21 protein-coding genes are annotated in these 23,450 nt (G+C 68.9%); 14 read left to right on the forward strand and 7 right to left on the reverse strand.

Annotated features, from left to right (window positions below; genetic code table 11):
• Positions 1–355: 355 nt before the first annotated feature.
• The 3 genes from AB7E83_RS13965 (at position 356) to AB7E83_RS13975 (ending at position 3,529) form a co-directional block, all read left to right on the forward strand.
• Positions 356–2,041 (forward strand): type I restriction enzyme subunit R domain-containing protein, encoded by a 1,686-nt coding sequence (locus AB7E83_RS13965; protein ID WP_428570410.1) that lies wholly within the window; start codon positions 356–358, stop codon positions 2,039–2,041.
• Positions 2,042–2,156: 115 nt separating this feature from the next.
• A complete protein-coding gene (locus AB7E83_RS13970) occupies positions 2,157–2,633 on the forward strand; it encodes a Crp/Fnr family transcriptional regulator (protein WP_428570412.1) in 477 nt (158 codons plus the stop codon).
• Positions 2,634–2,752: 119 nt separating this feature from the next.
• Entirely contained in the window at positions 2,753–3,529 is a 777-nt protein-coding gene (locus tag AB7E83_RS13975; RefSeq protein ID WP_428570414.1) for a hypothetical protein, read from the forward strand.
• Positions 3,530–3,544: 15 nt separating this feature from the next.
• Here the strand turns inward: AB7E83_RS13975 and AB7E83_RS13980 are convergent, their stop codons facing one another.
• On the reverse strand, positions 3,545–5,530 hold the full coding sequence (locus tag AB7E83_RS13980; protein ID WP_428570415.1) for a monovalent cation:proton antiporter-2 (CPA2) family protein: 1,986 nt from the start codon (positions 5,528–5,530) through the stop codon (positions 3,545–3,547).
• 81 nt (positions 5,531–5,611) lie between these two features.
• On the opposite strand from AB7E83_RS13980, the gene AB7E83_RS13985 reads away from it, so the two are divergent.
• From AB7E83_RS13985 to AB7E83_RS14000, 4 genes are all read left to right on the forward strand, one after another.
• A complete protein-coding gene (locus AB7E83_RS13985; protein WP_428570417.1) occupies positions 5,612–6,610 on the forward strand; it encodes a KpsF/GutQ family sugar-phosphate isomerase in 999 nt (332 codons plus the stop codon).
• Positions 6,611–6,692: 82 nt separating this feature from the next.
• Positions 6,693–7,238, forward strand: coding sequence for a KdsC family phosphatase (locus AB7E83_RS13990; RefSeq protein WP_428570419.1), 546 nt, complete (start codon positions 6,693–6,695; stop codon positions 7,236–7,238).
• Between the two features lie 83 nt (positions 7,239–7,321).
• Positions 7,322–7,879, forward strand: a complete 558-nt coding sequence (lptC, locus tag AB7E83_RS13995; RefSeq protein WP_428570532.1) for an LPS export ABC transporter periplasmic protein LptC — start codon at positions 7,322–7,324, stop codon at positions 7,877–7,879.
• 4 nt (positions 7,880–7,883) lie between these two features.
• Complete coding sequence (locus AB7E83_RS14000; RefSeq protein ID WP_428570420.1) at positions 7,884–8,657, forward strand: SDR family oxidoreductase; 774 nt, start codon at positions 7,884–7,886, stop codon at positions 8,655–8,657.
• A gap of 69 nt (positions 8,658–8,726) precedes the next feature.
• On the opposite strand, the gene AB7E83_RS14005 is transcribed toward AB7E83_RS14000, so the two are convergent.
• Both AB7E83_RS14005 and AB7E83_RS14010 read right to left on the reverse strand, forming a co-directional pair.
• Complete coding sequence (locus tag AB7E83_RS14005) at positions 8,727–9,224, reverse strand: RNA recognition motif domain-containing protein (protein WP_428570422.1); 498 nt, start codon at positions 9,222–9,224, stop codon at positions 8,727–8,729.
• 259 nt (positions 9,225–9,483) lie between these two features.
• Positions 9,484–10,686 (reverse strand): ammonium transporter, encoded by a 1,203-nt coding sequence (locus tag AB7E83_RS14010; RefSeq protein WP_428570424.1) that lies wholly within the window; start codon positions 10,684–10,686, stop codon positions 9,484–9,486.
• Positions 10,687–10,949: 263 nt separating this feature from the next.
• On the opposite strand from AB7E83_RS14010, the gene metX reads away from it, so the two are divergent.
• Genes metX through otnI form a run of 3 tightly spaced genes read left to right on the forward strand, consistent with a single transcriptional unit; the run spans position 10,950 to position 13,460 of the window.
• The gene (metX, locus tag AB7E83_RS14015; RefSeq protein WP_428570426.1) at positions 10,950–12,080 is read left to right on the forward strand and encodes a homoserine O-succinyltransferase MetX; all 1,131 of its coding nucleotides are present in this window, start codon (positions 10,950–10,952) and stop codon (positions 12,078–12,080) included.
• On the forward strand, positions 12,077–12,661 hold the full coding sequence (gene metW / locus AB7E83_RS14020; RefSeq protein WP_428570428.1) for a methionine biosynthesis protein MetW: 585 nt from the start codon (positions 12,077–12,079) through the stop codon (positions 12,659–12,661). The genes metX and metW overlap by 4 nt, the downstream gene beginning before the upstream one ends.
• A 1-nt stretch (position 12,662) precedes the next feature.
• The gene (otnI, locus tag AB7E83_RS14025) at positions 12,663–13,460 is read left to right on the forward strand and encodes a 2-oxo-tetronate isomerase (RefSeq protein WP_428570430.1); all 798 of its coding nucleotides are present in this window, start codon (positions 12,663–12,665) and stop codon (positions 13,458–13,460) included.
• Positions 13,461–13,467: 7 nt separating this feature from the next.
• Here the strand turns inward: otnI and AB7E83_RS14030 are convergent, their stop codons facing one another.
• Positions 13,468–14,256 (reverse strand): DUF72 domain-containing protein, encoded by a 789-nt coding sequence (locus AB7E83_RS14030; protein WP_428570431.1) that lies wholly within the window; start codon positions 14,254–14,256, stop codon positions 13,468–13,470.
• 76 nt (positions 14,257–14,332) lie between these two features.
• On the opposite strand from AB7E83_RS14030, the gene AB7E83_RS14035 reads away from it, so the two are divergent.
• Together AB7E83_RS14035 and AB7E83_RS14040 are read left to right on the forward strand one after the other, a co-directional pair.
• On the forward strand, positions 14,333–15,805 hold the full coding sequence (locus AB7E83_RS14035) for a M20 family metallopeptidase (RefSeq protein WP_428570433.1): 1,473 nt from the start codon (positions 14,333–14,335) through the stop codon (positions 15,803–15,805).
• Positions 15,806–15,860: 55 nt separating this feature from the next.
• Positions 15,861–16,712, forward strand: a complete 852-nt coding sequence (locus tag AB7E83_RS14040) for an alpha/beta hydrolase (protein WP_428570434.1) — start codon at positions 15,861–15,863, stop codon at positions 16,710–16,712.
• Here AB7E83_RS14040 and AB7E83_RS14045 read toward each other — a convergent pair.
• The 3 genes from AB7E83_RS14045 to AB7E83_RS14055 are packed head-to-tail and all read right to left on the reverse strand — an operon-like array spanning position 16,684 to position 19,668.
• Positions 16,684–17,853 carry an MFS transporter gene (locus AB7E83_RS14045; protein ID WP_428570436.1) on the reverse strand — a complete coding sequence of 390 codons (1,170 nt, stop codon included), beginning with the start codon at positions 17,851–17,853 and terminating at the stop codon, positions 16,684–16,686. The genes AB7E83_RS14040 and AB7E83_RS14045 overlap by 29 nt on opposite strands.
• Complete coding sequence (locus tag AB7E83_RS14050; RefSeq protein WP_428570438.1) at positions 17,850–18,560, reverse strand: 16S rRNA (uracil(1498)-N(3))-methyltransferase; 711 nt, start codon at positions 18,558–18,560, stop codon at positions 17,850–17,852. The genes AB7E83_RS14045 and AB7E83_RS14050 overlap by 4 nt, the downstream gene beginning before the upstream one ends.
• Before the next feature lie 7 nt (positions 18,561–18,567).
• Positions 18,568–19,668 carry an aminoglycoside phosphotransferase family protein gene (locus AB7E83_RS14055; RefSeq protein WP_428570440.1) on the reverse strand — a complete coding sequence of 367 codons (1,101 nt, stop codon included), beginning with the start codon at positions 19,666–19,668 and terminating at the stop codon, positions 18,568–18,570.
• Between the two features lie 24 nt (positions 19,669–19,692).
• Between AB7E83_RS14055 and AB7E83_RS14060 the strand changes: the two genes are divergently transcribed.
• Complete coding sequence (locus tag AB7E83_RS14060; RefSeq protein WP_428570442.1) at positions 19,693–22,053, forward strand: LPS-assembly protein LptD; 2,361 nt, start codon at positions 19,693–19,695, stop codon at positions 22,051–22,053.
• A gap of 19 nt (positions 22,054–22,072) precedes the next feature.
• Positions 22,073–23,449 carry a peptidylprolyl isomerase gene (locus AB7E83_RS14065; protein WP_428570444.1) on the forward strand — a complete coding sequence of 459 codons (1,377 nt, stop codon included), beginning with the start codon at positions 22,073–22,075 and terminating at the stop codon, positions 23,447–23,449.
• Position 23,450: the final 1 nt, after the last annotated feature.

The raw sequence follows: 23,450 nt of genomic DNA on the forward strand, positions 1-23,450 counted from the left end.
ACGGGGGACATTCGCGGAAGGGGCCGCCCCTGTCCCGGTCCGGGGCGCGCCACCGCATTCAACGCCACAGCTTCAGAATCTGTGGAGAAGGGCGCGGGCTACCCTTCTGCCGCCCACACTCCTAGGCTGTGTTCCGACGCACTGGCAAGTGATGAGCTTGAAGCAAGTCGTAGCGATACCAATCACGGACGGTCCGCATGAGACGCCAGATGCATGTGCAGAGGGTGTTCCATTCGTCTCTGCCGAGGCCATTTCTTCTGGAAGGATCGACTTCAGCAAGATCTGGGGATTCATCTCCGAAGAAGATGACGCACGATTCAGCAAGGAGTATCGACCCCAGCGCGGGGACATCTTCATGGTGAAGTCCGGCGCGACCACCGGTGTCACGGCGATGCAGCAGGCGATCGAGGAGGGCTTCATCCTCGACGTGCTGCGCAACTACACCAGCTACGCCACGGCGCTGCGCCTGGGTACGCAGTTCAAAGAGGCCGACGACCGTCGCGTCGACAAGAAGGCGGCCGGCCGGGCGCTGGCCCGCTGGCTGAGCCTGCACCCGACGAACATCGGCCAGAAGGTGCAGCTGATCGTCGAGCACTTCCGTGCCAACGTGGCCCACCTGCTGGGCGGCCAGGCCAAGGCGATGATCGTGACGCCCTCGCGCGCGTCCGCGGTGAAGTACCACCTGGAGCTGCAGCGTTACTGCCAGGCCAACGGCTACAACAACGTGCATTCGATGGTGGCGTTCTCGGGAGACGTGACCAACCGCGACACGAAGGAAGACGGCTTCCCGGACGACCACGCCTTCAACGAGCAGAACCTGAACCCCAGGCTGAACGGGCGCGACATGCGCAAGGCCTTCGACACCCGGGACTACCGGGTGATGATCGTGGCCAACAAGTTCCAGACCGGCTTCGACCAGCCCAAGCTGGTGGCCATGTACCTGGACAAGAAGGTGTCGGGCGTGGAGGCGGTGCAGACCCTGTCGCGCCTGAACCGCACGATGGCCGGCAAGGACAAGACCTACGTGATCGACTTCGCCAACGAGGCCAAGGAGATCCTGGAGGCTTTCCGCACCTTCTACCGCGATGCCCAGGTGTCCGACGTGCAGGACACGAACATCGCTTACGACCTGAAGCAGAAGCTGGACGGGATGCTGCTGTACGAGACGGCCGAGGTGCGCAACTTCGCCGCCGCAGTGGTGGACCCGGGCGTGACGCACGAGCGCCTGTTCAGCCTGACGCAGGCGCCGACCGACCGCTTCAATGCGCAACTGAAGGCGCTGAACGAGGCGATCGACACCTGGGAGCTGGCCTGGCGCAAGGCGGACGAGGCGGGCTACGAGAAGGGCAAGACAGACGCCGACGCCCAGCGCGCCGAGCTGACCAAGCAGCGCGACGCGCTGATGATCTTCGGCGAGGGGCTGAGCAAGTTCGTCCGCACCTACGAGTACGTGGCGCAACTGGTGGACTTCGGCGATCCTGACCTGGAAGGCTTCGCCAGTTTCGCGCGGCTGCTGCGCAAGCGGCTGAAGGGGCTGACGGCCGAACAGGTGGACCTCAATGACCTGCGGCTGACCCACTTCAAGGTGAAGACCAAGGACCAGCTCGACGGAGTGAACAGCACCCGGGTGACCGCGAGCGAGGAACTGCGGATGCTGCACCCGATGACCGACAACGGCCTGCGCGAGGCCAAGGAACGCGAGAAGGCCTATCTGTCGGAGCTGGTCAAGCGGCTGAACGAGGCGCTGGGCAAGGAGATCAGCGACACCGACCAGGTGGCGCTGGCGGCGCACGTCACCGAGAAACTGCGCACCGACGCAGTGGTGATGGCCCAGGTGATGAACAACCCGAAGGATCAGGCGCTGAAGGCTGACCTACCTGGCGCGATGGTGCAGGCCATTGTCGGCGCGATGACGACGCACCACGCGCTGTCGACCAAGCTGCTGAGCGACGAGGCTGCGCGGGGGGTGTTCCTGGACGTGGTGTACGAGCTGCTGAAGCGGGGGCACGTGGATGGGATGTTCTCGCCTTCAGGCAGATAGACGCGGGTTTTCGGCTACGTTCTGCATCGGCTCGTCCGTATCAGGTGTAAGGCGTGCTTACAAGGCATTGCAGAGACGGCGGACGCCGTTTACCGTGAGCGGCATGAACGCGCCCATGAGAACCCTCCAGTTCGACGTGCAAGGCCTCGTGCGGGCGATCGCGCACAACCATTCGAACGATGTCTTCGCGCCCCGGCTCAAAGAGGACCAGTGGGCCCTACTCGGCGCCTACCTGCAGCCGCTGGCGCTCGCGCGCGGACAGAAGCTGATCGAGCAGAACGCAGAGGATCGCACCGTCTACTTCGTGGAGTCGGGCCAGCTCGCCGTGCATTTCGAGGACGAGAAGAAGCGCCTGCGCCTCGCGGTGGTCGACGCCGGCTCCGCGGTGGGCGAGGGCTCGTTCTTCACGCGCAACGTGCGCAGCGCCACCGTGCAGGCCGCGTCGGACTGCAGGATCTGGTCGCTCACGCCGATCCGCTTCACCGAGCTGACGAATCGCCAGCCCGCGCTCGCGCTGGAGATCGCGCTCGCGCTCGGCGCGCTGGTGTCGCGCCGTCTGGCCAACCGGCCGCGCCGTGTCGCGGTGACCTGAGCGCCAACTTTCTCACGACGCGCGCCGTTCGCGAAGCCGCGCGCACCGCTTGCGCAGTCGCGGCCTCTCGCCGCGCAAGCCGTCACTACACTGGATTCCGAACACCCAAGGAGCGCATCGTGAGCCTGCTGGACTGGTTGACGCCCTCGAAGAAGAAGTCTGCCGCGCGCGCGAACATGAATGCGAGCGATCATCCGCCGAGCTCCGGGCTGTCGCGGATCGACTCCACCCGGCCGTTCGAGGCGAAGCGGGGCATGAGCGCGAAGAATGCTCAAGGCGCCCGAAGCATGCGCAGTGCCGGGCAGGTACCGGGCCAGCCGGCGAGCCGCAAGCAGGAGCGCCTCGCGCGGCGCGAGTTGCTGTACGCGGTCGTGCGCGAGTGCATGGGCAACGCCGGCGTGCTCTCGGCGAGCTACAAGTTCAAGGTGCTGTCGCTGGACGCGCACGGCCTTCAGTTCCTGGTGATGGTGGACCTGGCAAGCGAGTTCGCGGGCGATGCGGCCCGCCTCTCGGAGATCGAGGTGACGATCGCCCAGGCCGCGAAAGCGCGCTACGACGTGCGGGTGACCGCGGTCTACTGGCGCAGCAACGAACACGTCGCGCTCGGCCACAGCGTCGAGGCGAAACCGCCGCAGGCGAGGGTTGCCGCGGCACCCCGGCGGTACGAGCCGCTGCTCGACGAAGAGGTCGCGGCCTTCAAGAAAGCGCTCGCGCATGGCGCCACGCCCACCGAGGCGCTGGGCGCGAATCGCCCCGTCGCGCGCGACCTTGAAGGCGCGATGAAGCAGGGGCCGCGCAGCTACACGCTGCTCACGGGCTTCGAGGACACGGAGCTGCCGGAGTCGGAGGCCCGCATGCCGGTGCTCTCGACATCCCAATACGGCGAGCTGCGTTAGGCGCTCCGGGCCGAACTAGGAACGCAGCAGCTTTTCCTCGGCCACCGCCAGCGTCTCGGGCCGGCCCGAGAGCACGAGCGTGTCGCCATCCTGCAGCAGCGGATCGGCCTGCGGGTCGGCCGGCCGCCCATGGGCGCGGCGCAGGCTCACCACGCGCACGCCGATCGCGTGCAGCGCGAAATGCGACAGCGACCGGCCGAGCGCCCCGGCGCCGAGGGGCAGCGTGACCGTCGTGAGCCGCTCCTGGTCGAGCTCGTCGGCGGTGTCGTCGTCGGCGCCGTGGAAGTAGCCGCGCAGCAGGTTGTAGCGCGCGTCGCGCTGGTCCTGCACGATGCGGATCACGCGGCGCATGGGCACGCCGACGAGCGCGAGGGCATGGCTCGCGAGCATGAGCGAACTCTCGAGCGTCTCGGGCACGACCTCGGTCGCGCCGGCGGCCTGCAGCTTCTCCAGCTCGCGGTCGTCCTGCGTGCGCACGATCACGGGCACCTGCGGCGCATGCGCGCGCGTGCTCGCAAGCACCTTCATCGCGCCGGGCACGTCGAGGTATGTCACCACCACGGCGCTCGCGCGCGCGAGCCCGGCAGCCATCAGCGCCTGCAGCCGCGCGGCGTCGCCGAAGACCACCGAGTCGCCCGCGGCCGCGGCCTGGCGCACGCGGTCGGGGTCGAGGTCGAGCGCCATGTAGGGAATGCCTTCCTGCTCCAGCATGCGCGCGAGGTTCTGCCCGCAGCGCCCGTAGCCGCAGATGATGACGTGCGCGTTGGCATTGATCGACTTGCGCGCGATCGTGGTCATCTGCAGCGACTGCATCATCCACTCGCTCGCCACGAGCTTCATGACGATGAAGTTGCTCCACTGGATGATGAGCGGCGTGGCGAGCATCGACAGCACCATGCTCGCGAGCACCGGGTGGATGAGCTCGGGCGGCACGAGGTTGCCGCGCTGCGCGAGCGTGAGCAGGATGAAGCCGAACTCGCCCGCCTGCGCGAGGTAGAGGCCGGTGCGCAGCGCCACGCCGGTCGTCGCGCCGAGCGCGCGCGCGAGCGCGGTCACCAGCGCGAGCTTGAAGAGCACGGGCGCCGTCACGAGCAGCAGCACCATGCCCCAGCGCTCGAACACCGGCCGCCAGTCGAGCAGCATGCCGATGGTGATGAAGAACAGGCCGAGCAGCACGTCGTGGAAGGGCCGGATGTCGGTCTCCACCTGGTGCTTGTATTCGGTCTCGGAAATGAGCATGCCGGCGATGAATGCGCCGAGCGCCAGCGACAGGCCCGCCAGCTCGGTGAGCCAGGCGAGCCCGAGCGTGACGAACAGCAGGTTGAGGATGAACAGCTCGTCGCTCTTGCGCCGCGCGACCAGCGTGAGCCACCAGCGCATCACGGCCTGCCCGCCGGTGAGCAGCAGCGTGATCAGCACGGTGGCCTTGAGCGCGGCGATTCCGAGCGCCGTCACGAGCTGCTCGGCCGGCGCGCCCAGCGCGGGAATCAGCACGAGCAGCGGCACGACGGCCAAGTCCTGGAACAGCAGCACGCCCATCACGCGCTTGCCGTGTTCGGACTCGAGTTCGAGGCGCTCGGACATCATCTTCACGACGATGGCCGTGCTGCTCATCGCGAGCGCGCCCGACAGCGCGAGCGCCGTCTGCCAGCCCATCTCCCAGTGCGCCGGCGCGAGCGCCGAAAGGATCAGCGTGCCGCCGGTCGCCAGCGCGATCGTCGAGACGACCTGGAACAGGCCGAGTCCGAACACGTGCTGGCGCATCGCGCGCAGCTTCGGCAGGTTGAACTCCAGCCCGATCACGAACATCAGGAACACCACGCCGAACTCGGCCAGGTGCTTCACCCACTCGGTGTCGCCGCCGAGCGCGAGCGCGTTGGGCCCGATCAACACGCCCGCGACGAGGTAGCCCAGCATTGGCGGCAGCTTGAGGAAGCGGAAGACCACCACGCCCAGCACGGCGGCGAGGAGGTACAGCAGCGTCAACTCGAGTGCGGACATTCCCTATGCTAGCTCGGCGCGATGGGAGGAGACGGAGGCGCTCGCTGCGCCGGGCGAAGGCGCTCGATAGAATCCGCGGGGATGGAGCCGCCCCGCGTCATGACCGCCGCCGACCGCGACCGCGCGCTGCGCCTGGCGCAGGAGACCTTCGACATCGAAGCCGCCGCGGTGCTGGGCCTCAAGGCGCGCACGGGCGAGGCCTTCGCGCAGGCCGTCGGGAAGCTGCTCGCCGTGCGCGGCCGCGTGGTCGTCATGGGCATGGGGAAGAGCGGACACATCGGCCGCAAGATCGCGGCCACGCTCGCCTCCACCGGCACGCCGGCGATGTTCGTGCATCCCGCCGAAGCGAGCCACGGCGACCTCGGCATGATCAAGCCCGTCGACCTCGTGCTTGCCATCTCCAACGGCGGCGAGAGCGACGAGATCATCGCGATCCTGCCCGTGCTCAAGCGCCAGGGCGTGACGGTCGTCGCGATGACGGGCAACGCCGCGTCTTCGCTCGCGCGGCACGCCGATATCGTGCTGGACAGCGGCGTCGAAAAGGAAGCGTGTCCGCTCCAGCTCGCCCCGACCGCCAGCACGACGGCCCAGCTGGCGCTGGGCGATGCGCTCGCCGTCGCGCTGCTGGATGCGCGGGGCTTTCGCACCGAGGACTTCGCGCGCTCCCATCCGGGCGGCGCGCTCGGGCGCAAGCTGCTCACGCACCTGTCGGACGTGATGCGCGCGGGCGACGCGGCGCCGCGCGTGGCCGCGGACGCGCCGTTCACGCAGTTGATGCGCGAGATGAGCGCCAAGGGCCTGGGCGCATCGGCGATCGTCGACGAGGCGGGGCGTCCCGTCGGCATCTTCACCGACGGCGACCTGCGGCGCCTCATCGAGCGGGGCGTCGATCTGCGGGCCGTGACCGCGCGCGAAGTGATGCATGCGTCGCCGAAGACGATTCGCGACGATGCGCTGGCCGCCGAAGCGGCCTCGCTGATGGAGCAGCACCGCATCACGAGCGTGCTGGTGGTCGACGCGCAAGGCCGTCTCTGCGGCGCCGTCAACACCAACGACCTGATGCGCGCGAAAGTCATCTAGAAATGGCCTCGCACGTCTTTTTCGCTTCACGTGGAGCGCTGCACGCCGAGGCGGCTGTCGCGCATCGGGACGGCCCGGCGGCATGACGGTGCCCGCGTTGACCTTCGCCCCCGAGGTCCTCCTTGCCGCGCAAGGCATACGCGTCGCGTTCTTCGACGTCGACGGCGTGCTCACCGACGGCGGCCTGCTCATGAGCGACGCCGGCGAGCAGGCCAAGCGCTTCAACATCCTCGACGGCCTCGGGCTGAAGCTGCTGCAGAAGGCCGGCATCACGCCGGTGGTCATTACCGGTCGCGATTCGCCGCCGCTGCGCGCGCGCATGGAGGCGCTCGGTGTCGCGCACGTCCACTACGGAACCGAGGACAAGCGGCCGGCCGCCGAGAAGTCGCTGGCCGAGCTTGGCTGCGACTGGTCGCGGGCCGCGGCCATGGGCGACGACTGGCCGGACCTGCCCGTGCTTGCCCGCTGCGCGTTTCCCGTGGCGCCGCCGAATGCGCATGCGGAAGTGAAGGCCGTCGCGCGCTACGTGACGCAGGCGGCGGGCGGCCACGGCGCGGCGCGCGAGTTCTGCGACGTGCTGCTGGTCGCATCGGGCCGCTACGCGCAGCTGCTGGAGGCTTACCGGTGAACGCGCCGGCGACCTCGGCCGCGATCGTGCGCGCCCGGCCCACCGGCTGGCAGCTCGTCGGACGCGCGTGGGACCAGCTGTCGATGTACATGCCCGTGATCCTCATGGGCGTGCTCGCGCTCGGCACGTACTGGCTCGCGCGCAACACGCCGGTGGCCGGCACGCCGCAGGCTGAGCGGCCGCTCACGCACGAACCCGACTACTACATGCGCGGCTTCTCGGTGAAGTCGTTCGACGCGGCCGGCCGCCTCAAGAGCGAGCTGCACGGCGAGGAGGCGCGGCACTACCCCGACACCGACACGCTCGAAGTCGACAAGCCGCGCATCCGCTCGTTCAATCCGCGCGGCGCGCTGACGGTTGCCACCGCCAATCGCGCGATTTCGAACGCCGACGGGTCGCAGGTGCAGTTGATCGGCAACGCGGTCGTCGTTCGCGAGGGAGCCGCCGATGCGCCGCGTCTGGAGATTCGCGGCGAGTTCCTGCACGCCTTCCTCGAGACCGAGCGCGTGACGTCGGACCGCCCCGTGGTGCTGCTGCGCGGCGACAGCCGGTTCAGCGCCGACAACCTTGCCTACGACAACCTCGAGCGCGTGCTGGAGCTGCGCGGCCGCGTGCAGGGCAGCTTCGCGCCTGCGCGCTGACCGGATGGACCGGCTCGCATTCGTCACGGGCGCATCGAGCGGCATCGGCCAGGCCCTCGCGCTGCGTTACCACCGGGCCGGATGGCGACTCGCCCTCGTCGCGCGCCGCACGGCCGAGATCGAGGCGTGGGCCGCGGCTCACGGACTGGCGAGGCAAACCTACGAGGTGCATGGCGCCGACGTCGCGGATACCGACAGCATCGTCGCTGCCGGCGCGGCCTGCATCGAACGGCAGGGACTGCCCGACGTCGTGATCGCGAACGCCGGCATCAGCGTCGGCGTGGACACGGGCGTGCGCGAGGACATCGACGACATCGCCAGGATCTTCGCGACCAACAACGTCGGTCTCGCGGCCACGTTCCATCCCTTCGTGCGCGGCATGCAGGCGCGGGGACGCGGCACGCTGGTCGGCATCGCGAGCGTCGCGGGGATCCGGGGGCTGCCCGGCCACGGCGCCTATTGCGCGAGCAAGGCGGCGGTCATCGGCTACTGCGAAAGCCTGCGCGTGGAGCTCGCGTCGTCGGGGGTGAAGGTGGTGACGATCAGCCCTGGCTACATCGACACGCCGCTCACGCGGCAGAACCGCTATCCGATGCCCTTCCTGATGAAGGCGGACGACTTCGCGGACCGCGCCTACCGCGTCATCGAGCGCGGTGCGAGCTATCGCGTGATCCCGTGGCAGATGGGCGTGGCGGCGAAGCTCCTGCGCGTGCTGCCCAACGCGGTCTTCGACCGTGCAGCGGCGCACCAGCCGCGCAAGCACCGTCGCGCACGCTGAAACGAAAACGCCCGGTGGGTTGCCCCACCAGGCGTTCACATGAAATTCCGAAGGCGAAAGAGCCTGCGATCAGTAGCCGCCACGGCCACCGCCGCCGCTGCCGCCACCACCGCGCGGGCCGCTGCCGTAGGGGCTGCGGAAACCGCCATCCTGGCCGCCGCGGCCACCGCCGCCGCCGCCACTGCGACCGCCGCCGCCGCCACCACCACCGTAGCCGCCACCACCGCCGCCGCCGTAGCCGCCGCCACCACCACCGCCGTAGCCGCCACCACCGCCGCCGCCGTAACCGCCGCCACCGCCACCGGTGCGGGGACGGTTTTCCATCGGACGGGCTTCATTGACGACCACGCTGCGGCCGCCCAGGGGCTGGCCGTTCATGCCGTTGATGGCAGCCTGTGCCTCGGCGTCGCTGCCCATTTCGACGAAGCCGAAGCCTTTGGAGCGGCCGGTCTCGCGCTCCATCATGACCTTGGCGCTGGTGACCTGGCCGAACTGGCCGAAGGCCTGTTCGAGGTCGCTGTCGCGCATCTGGTAAGGCAGGTTGCCGACGTACAGTTTATTGCCCATTCAAGGGACTCCTTCGATAACACATTGATTCAGCGGAGTCCTGGAAACGCATACAACCGAAAAATCGACGCGAAAAGACCTGTACACCGCACCCGCTCGCCGACGCATGCCGGCTTGCTTTTCCATTATGGAGCAGATATCGCCCGGCTTGGCAAGCGTCGAGGGCCTCACGGTGTTCAAGGAAACCCTGAAGCGCCGCTGTCCGCATAAGCCATTGGTTCACAAGAACGTATCGAACTGTTGTTCGGCGTGGACAGTCCTACCAGTTCACGTCCCGATCCGGCGTGGAGCCGATGCGGTGGACGGCGAGATCGGCGCCTTCGAATTCTTCTTCGGCACTCAGGCGCAGGCCCATCACCACACGCAGGACGCCGTAGACGACGAAGCCGCCCAGGAGCGCCCACGCGACGCCGAGCACGCTGCCGATCGCCTGCGCGCCCAGGCTCACGCCCCCCAGGCCGCCCAGCGCCTTGCTGCCGAAGATGCCGGCCGCGATGCCGCCCCAGAGACCGCAGAGGCCATGCAGGGGCCACACGCCGAGCACGTCGTCGATCTTCCAGCGGTTCTGCGTGAGCGTGAACATCACGACGAAGATCGCGCCCGCCACGCCGCCCACCACGAACGAGCCGAGTGGATGCATGAGGTCGGAGCCCGCGCACACCGCGACCAGCCCCGCGAGCGGCCCGTTGTGGACGAAGCCCGGGTCGTTGCGCCCCAGCGCGAGCGCGGCGAGCGTGCCGCCCGCCATCGCCATCAGCGAGTTCACGGCGACCAGACCCGAGATCTTGTCGATCGTCTGGGCGCTCATCACGTTGAAGCCGAACCATCCCACGGTGAGGATCCACGCACCGAGCGCCAGGAAGGGGATGCTCGAGGGCGGATGGGCCGACATCGCGCCGTCCTTGCGGTAGCGGTTGCTGCGCGCGCCCAGCAGCAGGACGGCTGGCAGCGCGAGCCAACCCCCGACGGCATGCACGACGATGGAGCCTGCGAAATCATGGAACTCTTCGCCGGTCGCCGCCTTGATCCAGGCCTGGATGCCGTAAGCCTGGTTCCAGGCGATGCCTTCGAAGACGGGATACACCCCGCCCACGATGACGGCGGTGGCGAGCAGCTGCGGCCAGAAGCGTGCGCGCTCGGCGATGCCGCCCGAGATGATGGCCGGCACGGCGGCGGCGAAGGTGAGGAGGAAGAAGAACTTCACGAGTTCGTAGCCATTCTTCGCGACGAGCTGCTCCGCACCGACCAGGAAGCTCGTGCCGTAGGCCACGCCGTAGCCGACGAGGAAATAAACGACGGTGGAGACCGAGAAGTCCACGAGGATCTTCACGAGCGCGTTCACCTGGTTCTTTTTGCGCACGGTGCCCAGCTCGAGGAAGGCGAAGCCCGAATGCATGGCGAGCACCATGATTGCGCCGAGCAGAATGAACAGCGTGTCGGAGCCCTGTTTTAGTGCTTCCATGAAACCCTCTGGTGGATGTGTTGCGGTGAATTGCCGGTTATTGGTGCGTTCTCAGCGATCACGCCCTCGAACGCACCAGCGACAAGCAAAAAGCGCGCCACGAAGGTGCGGCGCATCGGGCGATAGGGCGCGCCTCGACGGCGACGCTATACTTCCCGCACAGCGCCGATTTGCCTCGCTTGCGGGCGCTCAATAAATGCCGCTAAAGATGCTGGACGAACCCGGCCCGCTTTGGCGGCGCCGGGTTTTTCGTTTCTGCCGCCATGACCTTCATCGCCACGCCACGGTCCATGCAGTTCGACGCGCCGCTTGCGCTGCAAAGCGGCGCCTCGGTGCGCGACTACTCGCTTGCCTACGAAACCTACGGAACCTTGAACGCGGAGCGCAGCAACGCCGTGCTGATCTGCCATGCGCTCAATGCGTCGCACCATGTCGCGGGCGTGTACGAGGGCCAGGAGAAGTCCGAAGGCTGGTGGGACACCATGATCGGCCCCGGCAAGCCGGTGGACACCGACCGCTTCTTCGTGATCGGGGTGAACAACCTCGGTTCGTGCTTCGGCTCCACCGGGCCGATGCACGTGAATCCGGACACGGGCCGCGTGTGGGGCGCGGACTTCCCGGTCGTCACGGTCGAGGACTGGGTTCACGCGCAGGCGCTGCTGCTCGACGGCCTGGGCATCCCGACGCTGGCCGCGGTGATGGGCGGCAGCCTCGGCGGCATGCAGGCGCTTTCGTGGACGCTGCAGTATCCCCACCGCGTGCGCCATGCGGTGGTGGTAGCGAGCGCGCCGAACCTGAACGCGGAGAACATCGCCTTCAACGAAGTCGCACGCCGCGCGATCGTCACCGATCCCGACTTCCACGGCGGCCACTTCTACGAGCACGGCGTCGTGCCCAAGCGCGGCCTGCGCATCGCGCGAATGATCGGCCACATCACCTACCTGTCCGACGACGTGATGAACGAGAAGTTCGGCAGGCAGCTTCGGGAAGGCCTCGCGCTGAAGTACTCGACGCAGGACATCGAGTTCCAGATCGAGAGCTACCTGCGCCACCAGGCGGACAAGTTCAGCGAATACTTCGACGCCAACACCTACCTGCTCATCACCCGCGCGCTCGACTATTTCGATCCGGCGCGCGCGCACGGCGGGCGGCTCGCGAAGGCGCTCGCGGCGGCGACGGCCAAGTTCCTGCTGGTGAGCTTCACGACCGACTGGCGCTTCTCGCCCAAGCGCAGCCGCGAGATCGTGAAGGCGCTCCTCGACAACGGACGCGACGTGAGCTACGCCGAGATCGACGCGCCGCACGGGCACGACGCGTTCCTGCTGGAAGACCCGCGCTACATGGCGCTCGTGCGCTCTTACTTCGAGCGGATCGCGAAGGAGGCCGCCGAATGAGCGATACCGCCACGCTCGCCTCGATCGCGCGGCTCGTGCCCGAAGGCTCGCGCGTGCTCGACCTCGGCTGCGGCGACGGCGCGCTGCTCGACCTGCTGCAGCGCGAGCGCGGATGCACGGGCTACGGCGTCGAGATCTCGGACGCCAACCTGCACGCCTGCGTCAAGCGCGGCGTGAACGTCATCCAGCTGAACCTCGACGAGGGCCTGTCGATGTTCGAGGACGACGGTTTCGACGTCGTGCTGCAGATCGACACGCTGCAGCACCTGCGCAATGCCGAGACCATGCTGCGCGAGACCGCGCGGGTGGGCAAGCTGGGCATCGTCGCGTTCCCGAACTTCGCGCATTGGCCGAACCGGCTGTCGATCCTGCGCGGCCGCATGCCCGTGACGAAGCGGTTGCCCTACCAGTGGTACGACACGCCCAACATCCGCGTCGGCACGTTCAAGGACTTCGAGGTGCTTGCGACGCGCAACCGGCTCGCCATCCTCGATGCGTTCGGCCTGCAGGAGGGGCGCGAGCGGCGGGTGCTGCCCAACCTCATGGCGGGCACGGCGGTGTTCAAGTTCGAGAGGGGCTAGCATGCCGCGCTTCGCCGCCAACCTGTCGCTCATGTACCCCGAGCGCGAATTCCTCGACCGCTTCGAGGCCGCGGCGCGCGACGGCTTCGAGGCGGTGGAATTCCTCTTTCCCTACGAGTACGCGCCGAACGAACTCGCGGCGAGGCTGAGGGCCAACGGGCTGCAGCAGGTGCTGTTCAACGCGCCGCCGGGCGATGCGGCCGCGAACGAGCGCGGAATCGCCTGCCTGCCGGGGCGCGAGGACGAGTTCCGCCGCGGCATCGAGGAGGCGCTGCGCTACGCGGACGCCCTCGCGTGTCCGCGCATCCACGTCATGGCGGGGCTCATCCCATCGGGTGCGGAACGTCCGGCGTTGCGCGCCGCCTACCTCGACAACCTCCGCTGGGCGGCCGGCGTCGCGACCCGGCACGATGTCCAGCTGATGATCGAGCCGATCAACCGGCGCGACATCCCCGGCTATTTCCTGAACCGGCAGGACGATGCGCACGAGATCGTGCAGGCGTGCGGATCGCCCCACGTGAAAGTGCAGATGGACCTCTACCACTGCCAGATCGTCGAGGGCGACGTCGCGACGAAGATCCGGCAGTACCTGCCCACCGGCCGCGTCGGCCACTTCCAGATCGCCGGCGTTCCGCAGCGCCACGAGCCCGACCTCGGGGAACTGAACTATCCGTATCTCTTCGACGTGATCGACGAGGTGTCCGCGCAGTGCGGCTGGCAGGGCTGGGTCGGCTGCGAGTACCGACCGGCCGCGGGCACCTCCGCCGGGCTCGGATGGCTGCGGCGGCTTCGCGCCTGAAGCACGCTCAGCGGCGGCCGAGCTTCTTCAGCAACGCCATCGCCGCGGCCGGCGCACGCTCCTTCGCGCCGCTGATGAAGAAGGCGAAGACTTCGCGCTTCGGGCCTCCCGCCACCCAGGCCTCGCAGCCTTCGGCCCAGCGCGCGATGTCGCCCGGCGCGTAGCCCGTTGCGCGTTCGGGTTCGGTGCGCATCAAGCGCAGGTATGCCAAGTCCGAATCCGGGTCCGCGATGCTCGGGTACTTGTCGGTGTCCGCATGCACGGTTGCAACGCCATAGCGGCGCGCGAGGTCGAGGTACTCGCGGCACACGAAACTGTCGTGGCGTGCTTCCAGCACGTGGCGCAGGGGCCGCCCGTCGACTTCCTTCGGCAGAAGGCGAAACAGCGCCTCGATGTTCTGCCGAACGAAGGCCGTGCTTGGCATGAGCTGCCACAGGATCGGGCCGAGCTTGTCGCGCAACTCGGCCAGGCCGCTGCCGACGAAGCGCTCGATCGACTCCGCCGCCGTGGCGAGGTCGCGGCGGTGCGTGGTGAAACGGTTGGCCTTCACCGCGAACACGAAGCCCTCGGGCGTCTCGTCGCGCCACTTCGCGAACTGCGCGGGCTTGAAGGTGCTGTAGAACGTGCCGTTGATCTCGATGGCGGTGAGCTGCCGGCTCGCGTAGTGCAGCTCCTGCCTGTGCGGCAGGCCCTTCGGATAGAAGTTGTCGCGCCAGGGTTCGAAGGTCCAGCCCCCCACCCCGACGCGAATACGGCGGGACGCGCTATTCCCCATATGGATGCGTTCCAGGCTCATCCGCCCCATGCTAGCAGCGCCCGCGCGACCGGCGTACAGTGGCGGCTGCTCCTCCTGCCGTATTCCGGAGACCTCCATGAACGCACCCCTGCACCGCGAACTTCCCCCCACCGTCCTCGACAGCGCCAAGGCACTTGCCCAGGTCACCGCGCAGTGGGACGACGACATCGTCCGCCAGCTCACCGACTACATCGCCATTCCCGCGAAGTCGCCGAACTTCGATGCCGACTGGGCCTCGCACGGCTACCTCGAAACCGTGCTGCGCAACGCCGCGAGCTGGGTCGAGGCGCAGAAGGTCGAGGGCCTGAAGCTCGAAATCGTGCGCCTGCCCGGGCGCACGCCGGTCATCTTCTTCGACGTTCCCGCCACGCGCGCCGACAGCCGCCAGACGATCCTGATGTACGGCCACCTCGACAAGCAGCCCGAGTTCACGGGCTGGCGCAACGACCTCGGACCGTGGACGCCGAAGTACGAGGACGGCAAGCTCTTCGGCCGCGGCGGCGCGGACGACGGCTATGCCGTGTACGCGAGCATTGCGGCCGTGCAGGCGCTCAAGGCGCAGGGCAAGCCGCACGCGCGCATCGTGGGCCTCATCGAGACCTGCGAGGAGTCGGGCTCCTACGACCTGCTGCCCTACGTCGATGCGCTGCGTCCGCGCCTGGGCGACGTGGGCCTCGTGATCTGCCTGGACTCCGGTGCGGGCAACTACGACCAGCTGTGGCTCACGACCTCGCTGCGGGGGCTGGCCGGCGGCATGCTGAAAGTGCAGATCCTCACGGAGGGTGTTCATTCCGGCGACGCGTCCGGGCTCGTGCCGTCGAGCTTCCGCATCATGCGGCAGGTGCTCGACCGGCTGGAAGACAGCAAGACGGGCCGCCTCCTGCCCGCGAGCTTCCATTGCGAAGTGCCCGCCGAGCGCCTGGAGCAGGCCAAGGCCACGGCGGCCATCCTCGGCGACGAGGTCTACAAGCGATTCCCCTGGGCGCACTGGGATTGCAACGGCTCGACCGCGTTCGCGCTGCCCACCACGACCGATCCGGTGCAGGCGCTGCTCAATCGCACCTGGACGCCGACGCTCTCCGTGACGGGCGCCGACGGCTTCCCCGCGCTCGAGGACGCCGGCAACGTGCTGCGTCCCTACACCGCGTTCAAGCTCTCGCTCCGCCTGCCCCCGCTGGTCGACGGCGCGAAGGCGGTGGAGGAGCTCAAGACGCTGCTGGAGGACAACGCGCCCTACCAGGCCAAGGTGACATTCGAATCCCAGGGCGCCGCCACCGGCTGGAATGCCCCGCCCACCGACGCCTGGTTCGCCCGTGCGCTCGACGCCGCCTCGCAGGCCCACTTCGGCGCGCCGGTCGGCTACATCGGCCAGGGCGGCACGATTCCGTTGATGAGCATGCTGAGCCAGGGCTTCCCGACCGCGCAGATGATGGTCTGCGGCGTGCTGGGGCCCCGCAGCAATGCGCATGGACCCAACGAGTTCCTGCACGTGCCCTACGCCAAGCGGCTGACCGCCGCCGTGGCGGAGGTCATGGCGCAAATGCCCTGAAGCCCCGGTCGGACCCATTGCGCCCGCCCGCGAGGGGCGCGATGATCGCGCCTCCATGACGGATCTCGCGCAGGAGTCGACGCTTTCCACCTTCACTGCCAGCGACGGCGACAACCTCGCCGTGCAGGACTGGCCGCTGGCCGAAGGCGCCGCGCTGCGCGGCGTCGTCATCGTCGTGCATGGCCTCGGCGAGCATGCGGGGCGCTACGACCACGTGGCGCGCCGACTGAACGGGTGGGGCTATGCCGTGCGCGGCTACGACCAGTACGGTCATGGCGAATCGGGCGGCGTGCGGGGCGCGCTGCCGGTGACCAGCCGCTTCCTGGACGACCTGGGCGACATCGTCGACAGCACGCGCGTGCGCATGGACCCGAAGACGCCGCTGCTTCTGCTGGGGCACAGCATGGGCGGATTGGTGGCTGCATCCTTCGTCGCGCAGCTGCGCCGGCCAATCGACGGCCTCATCCTCTCCTCACCCGCCCTGAACCCCGGCCTGAACGCATTCCAGCGCCTGCTGCTGGCGGTCATGCCCCGCTTCGCGCCGAACATGACCGTGGGCAACGGGCTCGATCCGGACCTGATCTCGCACGACCCGGCCGTGGTCGCGGCCTATCGCAACGATCCGCGCGTGCATGACCGCGTGTCGGGCCGGCTTGCGCGCTTCATCGCGGATGCGGGGCCGTGGGTCATTTCGCAGGCCCCGCAATGGCAGGTGCCCACCTTGCTCCTGTACGCGGGCCAGGACCACCTGGTCGATCCCGCGGGCAGCCGCGCGTTCGCCGCCGCTGCGCCGAAGGAACACGTCACCGCGCGGTGCTTCGACGACCTTTTCCACGAACTGTTCAACGAGGTCGAATCCGAGCCCGTGTTCGAGGCGCTCAGGCAGTGGCTGGACGCGCGTTTCTGAGCGCGAGCCAAACCAGCGCCAGGCCCGTGAGCGCGACCGGCAGCAGCGAGCCGTAGTTCAACCAGTCCCAGCCCTTCCCGGTGACGAGCACGCCCGAGGCGAACGAGGTGACGGCGAGCGTCGCGAGCACGAAGAAGTTGAGCGCGGCCTGCGCGCCGTCCTTTTCCTCGGGACGGTATGCCGACAGGGACATCGTGGTGCTGCCGGTGAAGAGCAGGTTCCAGCCGAGGCCGAGCAGGAACGACGCGATCAGGAACTGGTGCAGCTCGATCCCCGACAGCGCGATGGCGATGCAGGCAACGTAGACCGCCACGCCGACCGCCATGACCGGCATCGCGCCGAAGCGCTTGATGATGTGCCCCGTGAAGAAGCCGGGCGCGAACATGCCGATCACGTGCCACTGCAGCACGAAGGCCGCATCGGAGAACGGGAGACCGCATTGCTGCATGGCGATGGGCGTCGATGCCATCAGCAGGTTCATCACGCCGAAGCTCAGCGCGCCGGTCGACGCGGCAACGATGAAGGTCGGCTGCCGAATGATTTCGCGCAGCGGTCGGCCGCCGGCCTTCGGGCCCTGCGCGGGCGCGGGCGGGAACTCGATGAACGCGAGCAGCACCGCCGCGAGAACGGCCACCACGGCGAGGGCGAGATACGCGCCGGCGAAGGGCACGCTGAACATGTCGCGCGTGCGCGCCGCGAGGTTCGGCCCGACGACCGCGCCGAGCAATCCGCCCGCCATCACCAGCGACACGGCTTTCTCGCGCACGCCCGGCAAGGCGAGTTCGGCGGCCGCGAACCGATAGAGCTGTGCGTTGGCGTTGTAGTAGCCGGCGATCACGGTGGCGAGACACAGCAGCCAGAAGTGCCGCCCCGCAGCGGCGTAGGCGCACAGGAGCGCGGAGCCGAAGGCAACCGCCACGCCCCACTGGAAGGCGCGCTTGCGGCCGAACGCCGCCTGGGAGCGGGCCACGAAGCCGGTGGAGATGGCTCCGCCCACCACGTAGCCCATGACGGGCAGGGTTGCCATCCATCCATACGGCGCGATCGAGAGGCCCACGAGGCCGTTGATGGCGATGAAGACGACGTTGTTGGTGAGGAAAAGGCCCTGGCAGGCTGCAAGCAGCCAGAGGTTGCGGTTCATGCGACGAGTGTAAGCACAACCAGCGCGGCGAGCGGCGCGGTGTCCGCGCGCAGGATGCGCGGCCCGAGCGAATGGCGCTGGAATCCGGCCGCGTCGGCGCGTTCTTCCTCGACGGGGGCAAGGCCGCCTTCGGGTCCGCTCAGGACACACGCGGCATCGGCGCCAGGCGCGATCGCGTTCGGCGCGGGCGCGCCCGGCGACAGCAGCACGCGTGCGGGCGCGAGGCCGCCGCGCGCGATCCAGGCATCGAAGGTCGCCACGGGATGGATGGTCGGCACGCGGTTGCGCCCGCACTGCTCGCAGGCCGACACGGCGATCGACTGCCAGTGGGCCTGCTTCTTCAGCGCGCGTTCGCCGGAGAGTCGCAGCACGCTGTGCTGCGTCACCAGCGGCTGGATGCTCGCGGCCCCGAGTTCCGCGGCCTTTTCGACGAGCCAGTCCATGCGGTCGTTGGCGGGCATGCCGAGCGCAAGATGGACTTCGCGCGCCGCTTCCCGCTCGACGGCGCGGTGCGCGCCGACCTCGACCCGCACGTCGCTGCGGCCCATGTGCGAGACGGTCGCGTCGAATTCGCCGCCCCGGCCGTCGAAGAGCGTGAGGCCGTCGCCCGGTTGCATGCGCAGGACCTGCACGTGGCGGGCCGCGCCGGCGGGCAACTCGAGGAGGGCGCCGGTCGCGAGCGGCGTGGCGCAGTGGATGCGGGGCACGGCGGGCTCAGATCCGCCCGAAGGCGTAGCCGGTCGCGGCTTCGGCGCCTTCGATGCCATCCACCAGCCGCGCCAGCGGCGCGAGCTCGCGATAGCGCGAGGCCGTGGCACGGATGTAGCCGATGAAGCGCGGCGCGTCGGCCAGGTACTTCGGCTTGCCGTCGCGCAGCGTGAGCCGCGCGAAGATGCCGGCGACCTTGAGGTGGCGCTGCAGCCCCATCCATTCGACGGCGCGGTAGAACTCGCCGAAGTCGTCGCCCACCGGCAGGCCGGCCTGCTGAGCCTTCTTCCAGTAGCGGATCGTGATGTCGAGCACGAACTCCTCGTCCCACGACAGGAACGCGTCGCGCATCAGGCTGGCAATGTCGTAGGTGATCGGGCCGTGGACCGCGTCCTGGAAATCGAGGACGCCCAGGCGTGTTTCGCCGAGATTCGCCGCCGGGCCGCCTCGCGGGATCATCAGGTTGCGCGGCATGAAGTCGCGATGCACGTAGACCGCGGGCGACGCGAGGTTGTGCCGCACGATCAGTGCGAACTGCTCGTCGAGCGTGCGCCGCAGGTCGCCCTCGACGGGCACGCCCCGGTGCCGTGCGATATACCAGTCGGGGAAGAGCGAGAGCTCGCGCGCCAGCAGCGCCTCGTCGTACGGCGGCAACTCGCCGGGCTTCGAGGCGAGCTGCCACGCGATGAGCGCGTCGACCGCGCGCAGGTAGAGGTCGCGGTTGGCGTGCGCGTCGTCGCGGTCCACGACCTCGATCATCGTCTGCGTGCCCAGGTCGTCCAGCAGCATGAAACCGAGCGCCTCGTCCCACTCGAGGACGCGCGGCACGTTCAGCCCGGCATCGTCCATCATGCGCGCGACCTTCACGAAGGGGGCGCAGTTCTCCTTGTCGGGCGGGGCGTCCATGATGATTCGGGTGGACCCATCGCCATCCAGGCGGAGATAGCGCCGGAAGCTCGCGTCGGCCGACGCGAGCCGGACGGTGGACGGCTTGAGTCCGTGCTTCGCGGCGATGCCGTCGAGCCAGCGATGGAAGGCCGCTTCGCGCTGCGGATCGGCCCAGGAAACGGGCAAAGGTGGGGGGGCGGCTGCCTCGGTATCGCTCATGGATAATCGATTCTACAAATCACGATGCATTGCAAGAGACCCGAGCCCCCGGCTGCCCGCTTCGTCCTGACGCCGGTGGCGTTCGTCGCCGCCGCCCTGCTGCAGCCCGCGCTCGTCCGCGCGCAGGACATCCCGTCGCCCGCGCTGAAGCCGACGCCCATGTTGTCGGAGCAGATCCCCGCGGCGGCGCGGCCGCAGTTGCCCACGTTCGTGAGCGGCGATCGCATCCAGGGCCGCACCGACATGGAGACCATCGTCGAGGGCGGCGCCGAGATGCGGCGCGGCGACACGATCATCCGCGCCGACCGGCTCGAGTACTGGCAGCCCGATGATCTGGCCCGCGCGCGCGGCAACGTGCGCATCAACAAGCAGGGCAACATCTTCGAGGGCCCGCTGCTCGAACTGAAGGTCGATGCCTTCACCGGGTTCTTCAACGAGCCGCGCTACCAGTTCCTGCGCAACGGCGCGTATGGCGAAGCGGAGCGCGTCGACTTCATCGACGAGAAGCGCGCGATCATTCGCAACGCGACCTACACGACCTGCCGGCGCAATCCGGGGCCGGACTGGATGCCCGACTGGATCCTGCGCGCGGCGAGCATCCACCTCGACAACGAGGAAGAGGTCGGCCGCGCCACGGGCGCCGTGCTGAGCTTCAAGGGACTGCCGATCCTGCCGGTGCCCTCGATGAGCTTCCCGCTGACGGACAAGCGAAAGTCCGGCCTGCTGCCGCCCACCATCGGCCTGGACAACGTGAGCGGCCTCGAGCTGACGCTGCCTTACTACTGGAACATCGCCCCGAATCGCGACGCCACGCTCTACCCCACGCTGATGTCGAAGCGCGGGGTCGACCTGGCCGGCGAGTTCCGCTATCTCGAGCGCGACTACGCCGGCACGGCACGCGCGAACTACATGCCCGGCGACAGCCTGCGCGACCGCGACCGCTGGGGCCTCGCGCTGCGGCACGACGGCGCGTTCGGCCTGCCCGCGCTCGGGCCGGTGGGCGTGAGCCTCAACGTCAACCGCGTGAGCGACGACAACTACTGGCGCGATTTCTCGCGGACCAGCGCCTCGCTCACGCAGCGCCTGCTCGCGGGCGACGGCATCATGGCCTGGTCGCGCGGGCCGCTGTCGCTCACGGCGCGCGTGCTGAAGTGGCAGACGCTGCAGGACCCGGCATCGATCATCGTGCCGCCCTACGACCGCGCGCCGCAACTCGTCGCGCGCTACGCGAATACCGAGCTGCCCGGCGGCATCGACGCGTACGCCGAGGCCGACCACACGCGCTTCGTGTCCGACCGCCTGCTGACGCAGCAGCCCAATGCGCGGCGCAGCTTCAGCCAGTTGCAGATCAGCCGGCCCTGGCAGTCGCCCGCCGCCTTCGTGATCCCGAAGTTGCAGCTGCATGCGACGAGCTACGATTTCGACGCGCCCATCGCCACGGGCTCGCGCAGCGCGAACCGCACGGTGCCGACGTTCAGCATCGACAGCGGCCTGGTCTTCGAGCGCGACACGCAGCTGTTCGGCCGCGCCTTCCGCCAGACGCTGGAGCCGCGCGCCTTCTACGTCTACACGCCGTTCCGTGCGCAGAACCATCTGCCCAACTACGACTCGGCGCGCAACGACTACAACTTCGCGACGATCTGGACGGAGAACGCCTTCGGAGGCCACGACCGCATCTCCGACAACAACCTGCTGACGCTCGGCGCCACGAGCCGCCTGCTCGATCCCGACACGGGCGCCGAGGCCGCGCGCTTCGGCGTCGCGCAGCGCCTGCGCTTCGAGGACCAGCGCGTCACGCTGCCGGGGGAGCCGACGGTGAGCGAGCGCCTGTCCGACCTGCTGTTCGGCGCGTCGGTCTCGCTGTTCCCGAAATGGACCGTCGACGGCACGGTGCAGTACAACCCGAAGACGGGCCGCTCGGTCCGCTCCACGCTCGGCGGCCGTTACAACCCCGGCAACTACCGGGTGGTGAGTGCCGCCTACCGCCTGCAAAGGGGCCTGAGCGAACAGATCGACGTCGGCTGGCAGTGGCCGCTGAACGACCTCTGGGGCGACCGGGACGAGAACCTCGCGCGCGGCATGGGCCTGGGCGAGGGCCGCTGGTACAGCGTGGGGCGGCTCAACTTCAGCCTGAAGGACCGCCGCGTGGTGGATACGGTGGTCGGGCTGGAATACGATGGCGGCTGCTGGGTCGGCCGGGTGGTGCTGGAGCGGCTGCAGAGCAGCACGTCCAGCTCCAACAAGCGGATCCTGTTCCAGCTCGAGTTCGTGGGGTTCACGCGCCTGGGCTCGAACGCGCTGCAGACGCTCAAGGAAAATATCCCCCGCTACCAGTTCCTGCGCGAGCAGGTCACCACGCCCAGCCGCTTCGGCAACTACGACTGACGACAGACAGACACACGCCATGAAAGCCCTTCCCCTGGCCCTCGCGCTCGCCTTCGGCGCGCAGCTCGCCGCGATCCCCGCGCCGGCCGCCGCCCAGGGGCTGCGCTCCGCGCCGCAGCTCGGGACCAGCCGGCCCGCGTTCCGCGCGAGCGACGATTCGCCCCGCGCGGCCGACTACATCGTGGCCGTCGTCAACTCCGAGCCGATCACCAACAACGAGGTGCGCGCACGCATGCTGCGCTTCGAGCAGCAGCTCGCCCAGCAGGGCTCGCCCATGCCGCCGCGCGCGGAACTCGCGCGTCAGGTGCTCGAGCGCCTGATCTCCGAGAAGGCGCAGCTGCAGCTCGCACGCGAATCGGGCGTGCGCGCCGACGAGGCCATGGTCGACCTGGCCGAGCTCAACGTGGCGCGGCAAAATCAGATCGACGTGCCCGAGCTCCGCCGGCGCCTGCGCGCCGACGGCATGGACGCTGCCAAGTTCCGCGAAGACCTGCGCAACCAGATCCTGCTGCAGCGGCTGCGCGAGCGCGACCTCGATGCGCGCGTGCGCGTGAGCGAGGCGGACATCGACCAGTTCCTGCGCGAGCAGCAAGGCGGCGGCGACCTGTCGAATGTCGAGCTCAACCTCGCGCACATCCTCGTGGCCGTGCCCGAGAACGCCACCGAGGCGCAGATCGCGCCGCTGCGCGCACGCGCGGCGCAGCTGCAGGCGCGCGCGAAGGCGGGCGAGGACTTCGTCAAGCTCGCGCGCGAGAATTCGCAGGCGCCCGGCGCGGCGGCCAATGGCGGCGTCGTAGGCGTGCGCACCGCCGACCGTTACCCGCCGCTCTTCGTCGAGGCGACGGCGAACCTGCGCCCGGGCGACGTGAGCGAGGTCGTGCGGTCCGCCGCCGGCTTCCACGTCGTGAAGGTGCTCGAGAAGCGGCAAGGCGGCGTGCCCGGCGTGAACGTCACGCAGAGCCATGCGCGCCACATCCTGCTGCGCCCCGCATCCGACCTCACCGAAGCGCAGGCGAAAGCGCGCCTGGCCGACTACAAGAAACGCATCGAGGCGGGCCAGGCCGACTTCGCCGAGCTCGCGAAGCAGTTCTCGCAGGACGCCAGCGCTCGCAACGGCGGCGATCTGGGCTGGGCGGGTCCGGGCCTGTTCGTGCCCGAATTCGAGGACACGATCAATTCCCTCGCGCCCGGGCAAATCGCCGAGCCGCTCGTGTCGCGCTTCGGCGTCCACCTCATCCAGCTGCTCGAGCGCCGCCAGCACACGCTCAGCCAGCGCGAGCAGCGCGATATCGCGCGCAATCTCGTGCGCGAGAAAAAGCTCGACGAGGCCTATGCGACGTGGGCGCAGGACGTGCGCGGCCGCGCCTACGTGGAGATGCGCGAGCCGCCGCAGTGAC

Origin of the sequence: Ramlibacter sp., assembly GCF_050250995.1 — a bacterium.
In the GTDB taxonomy this organism is placed as follows: Bacteria; Pseudomonadota; Gammaproteobacteria; order Burkholderiales; family Burkholderiaceae_C; genus Ramlibacter.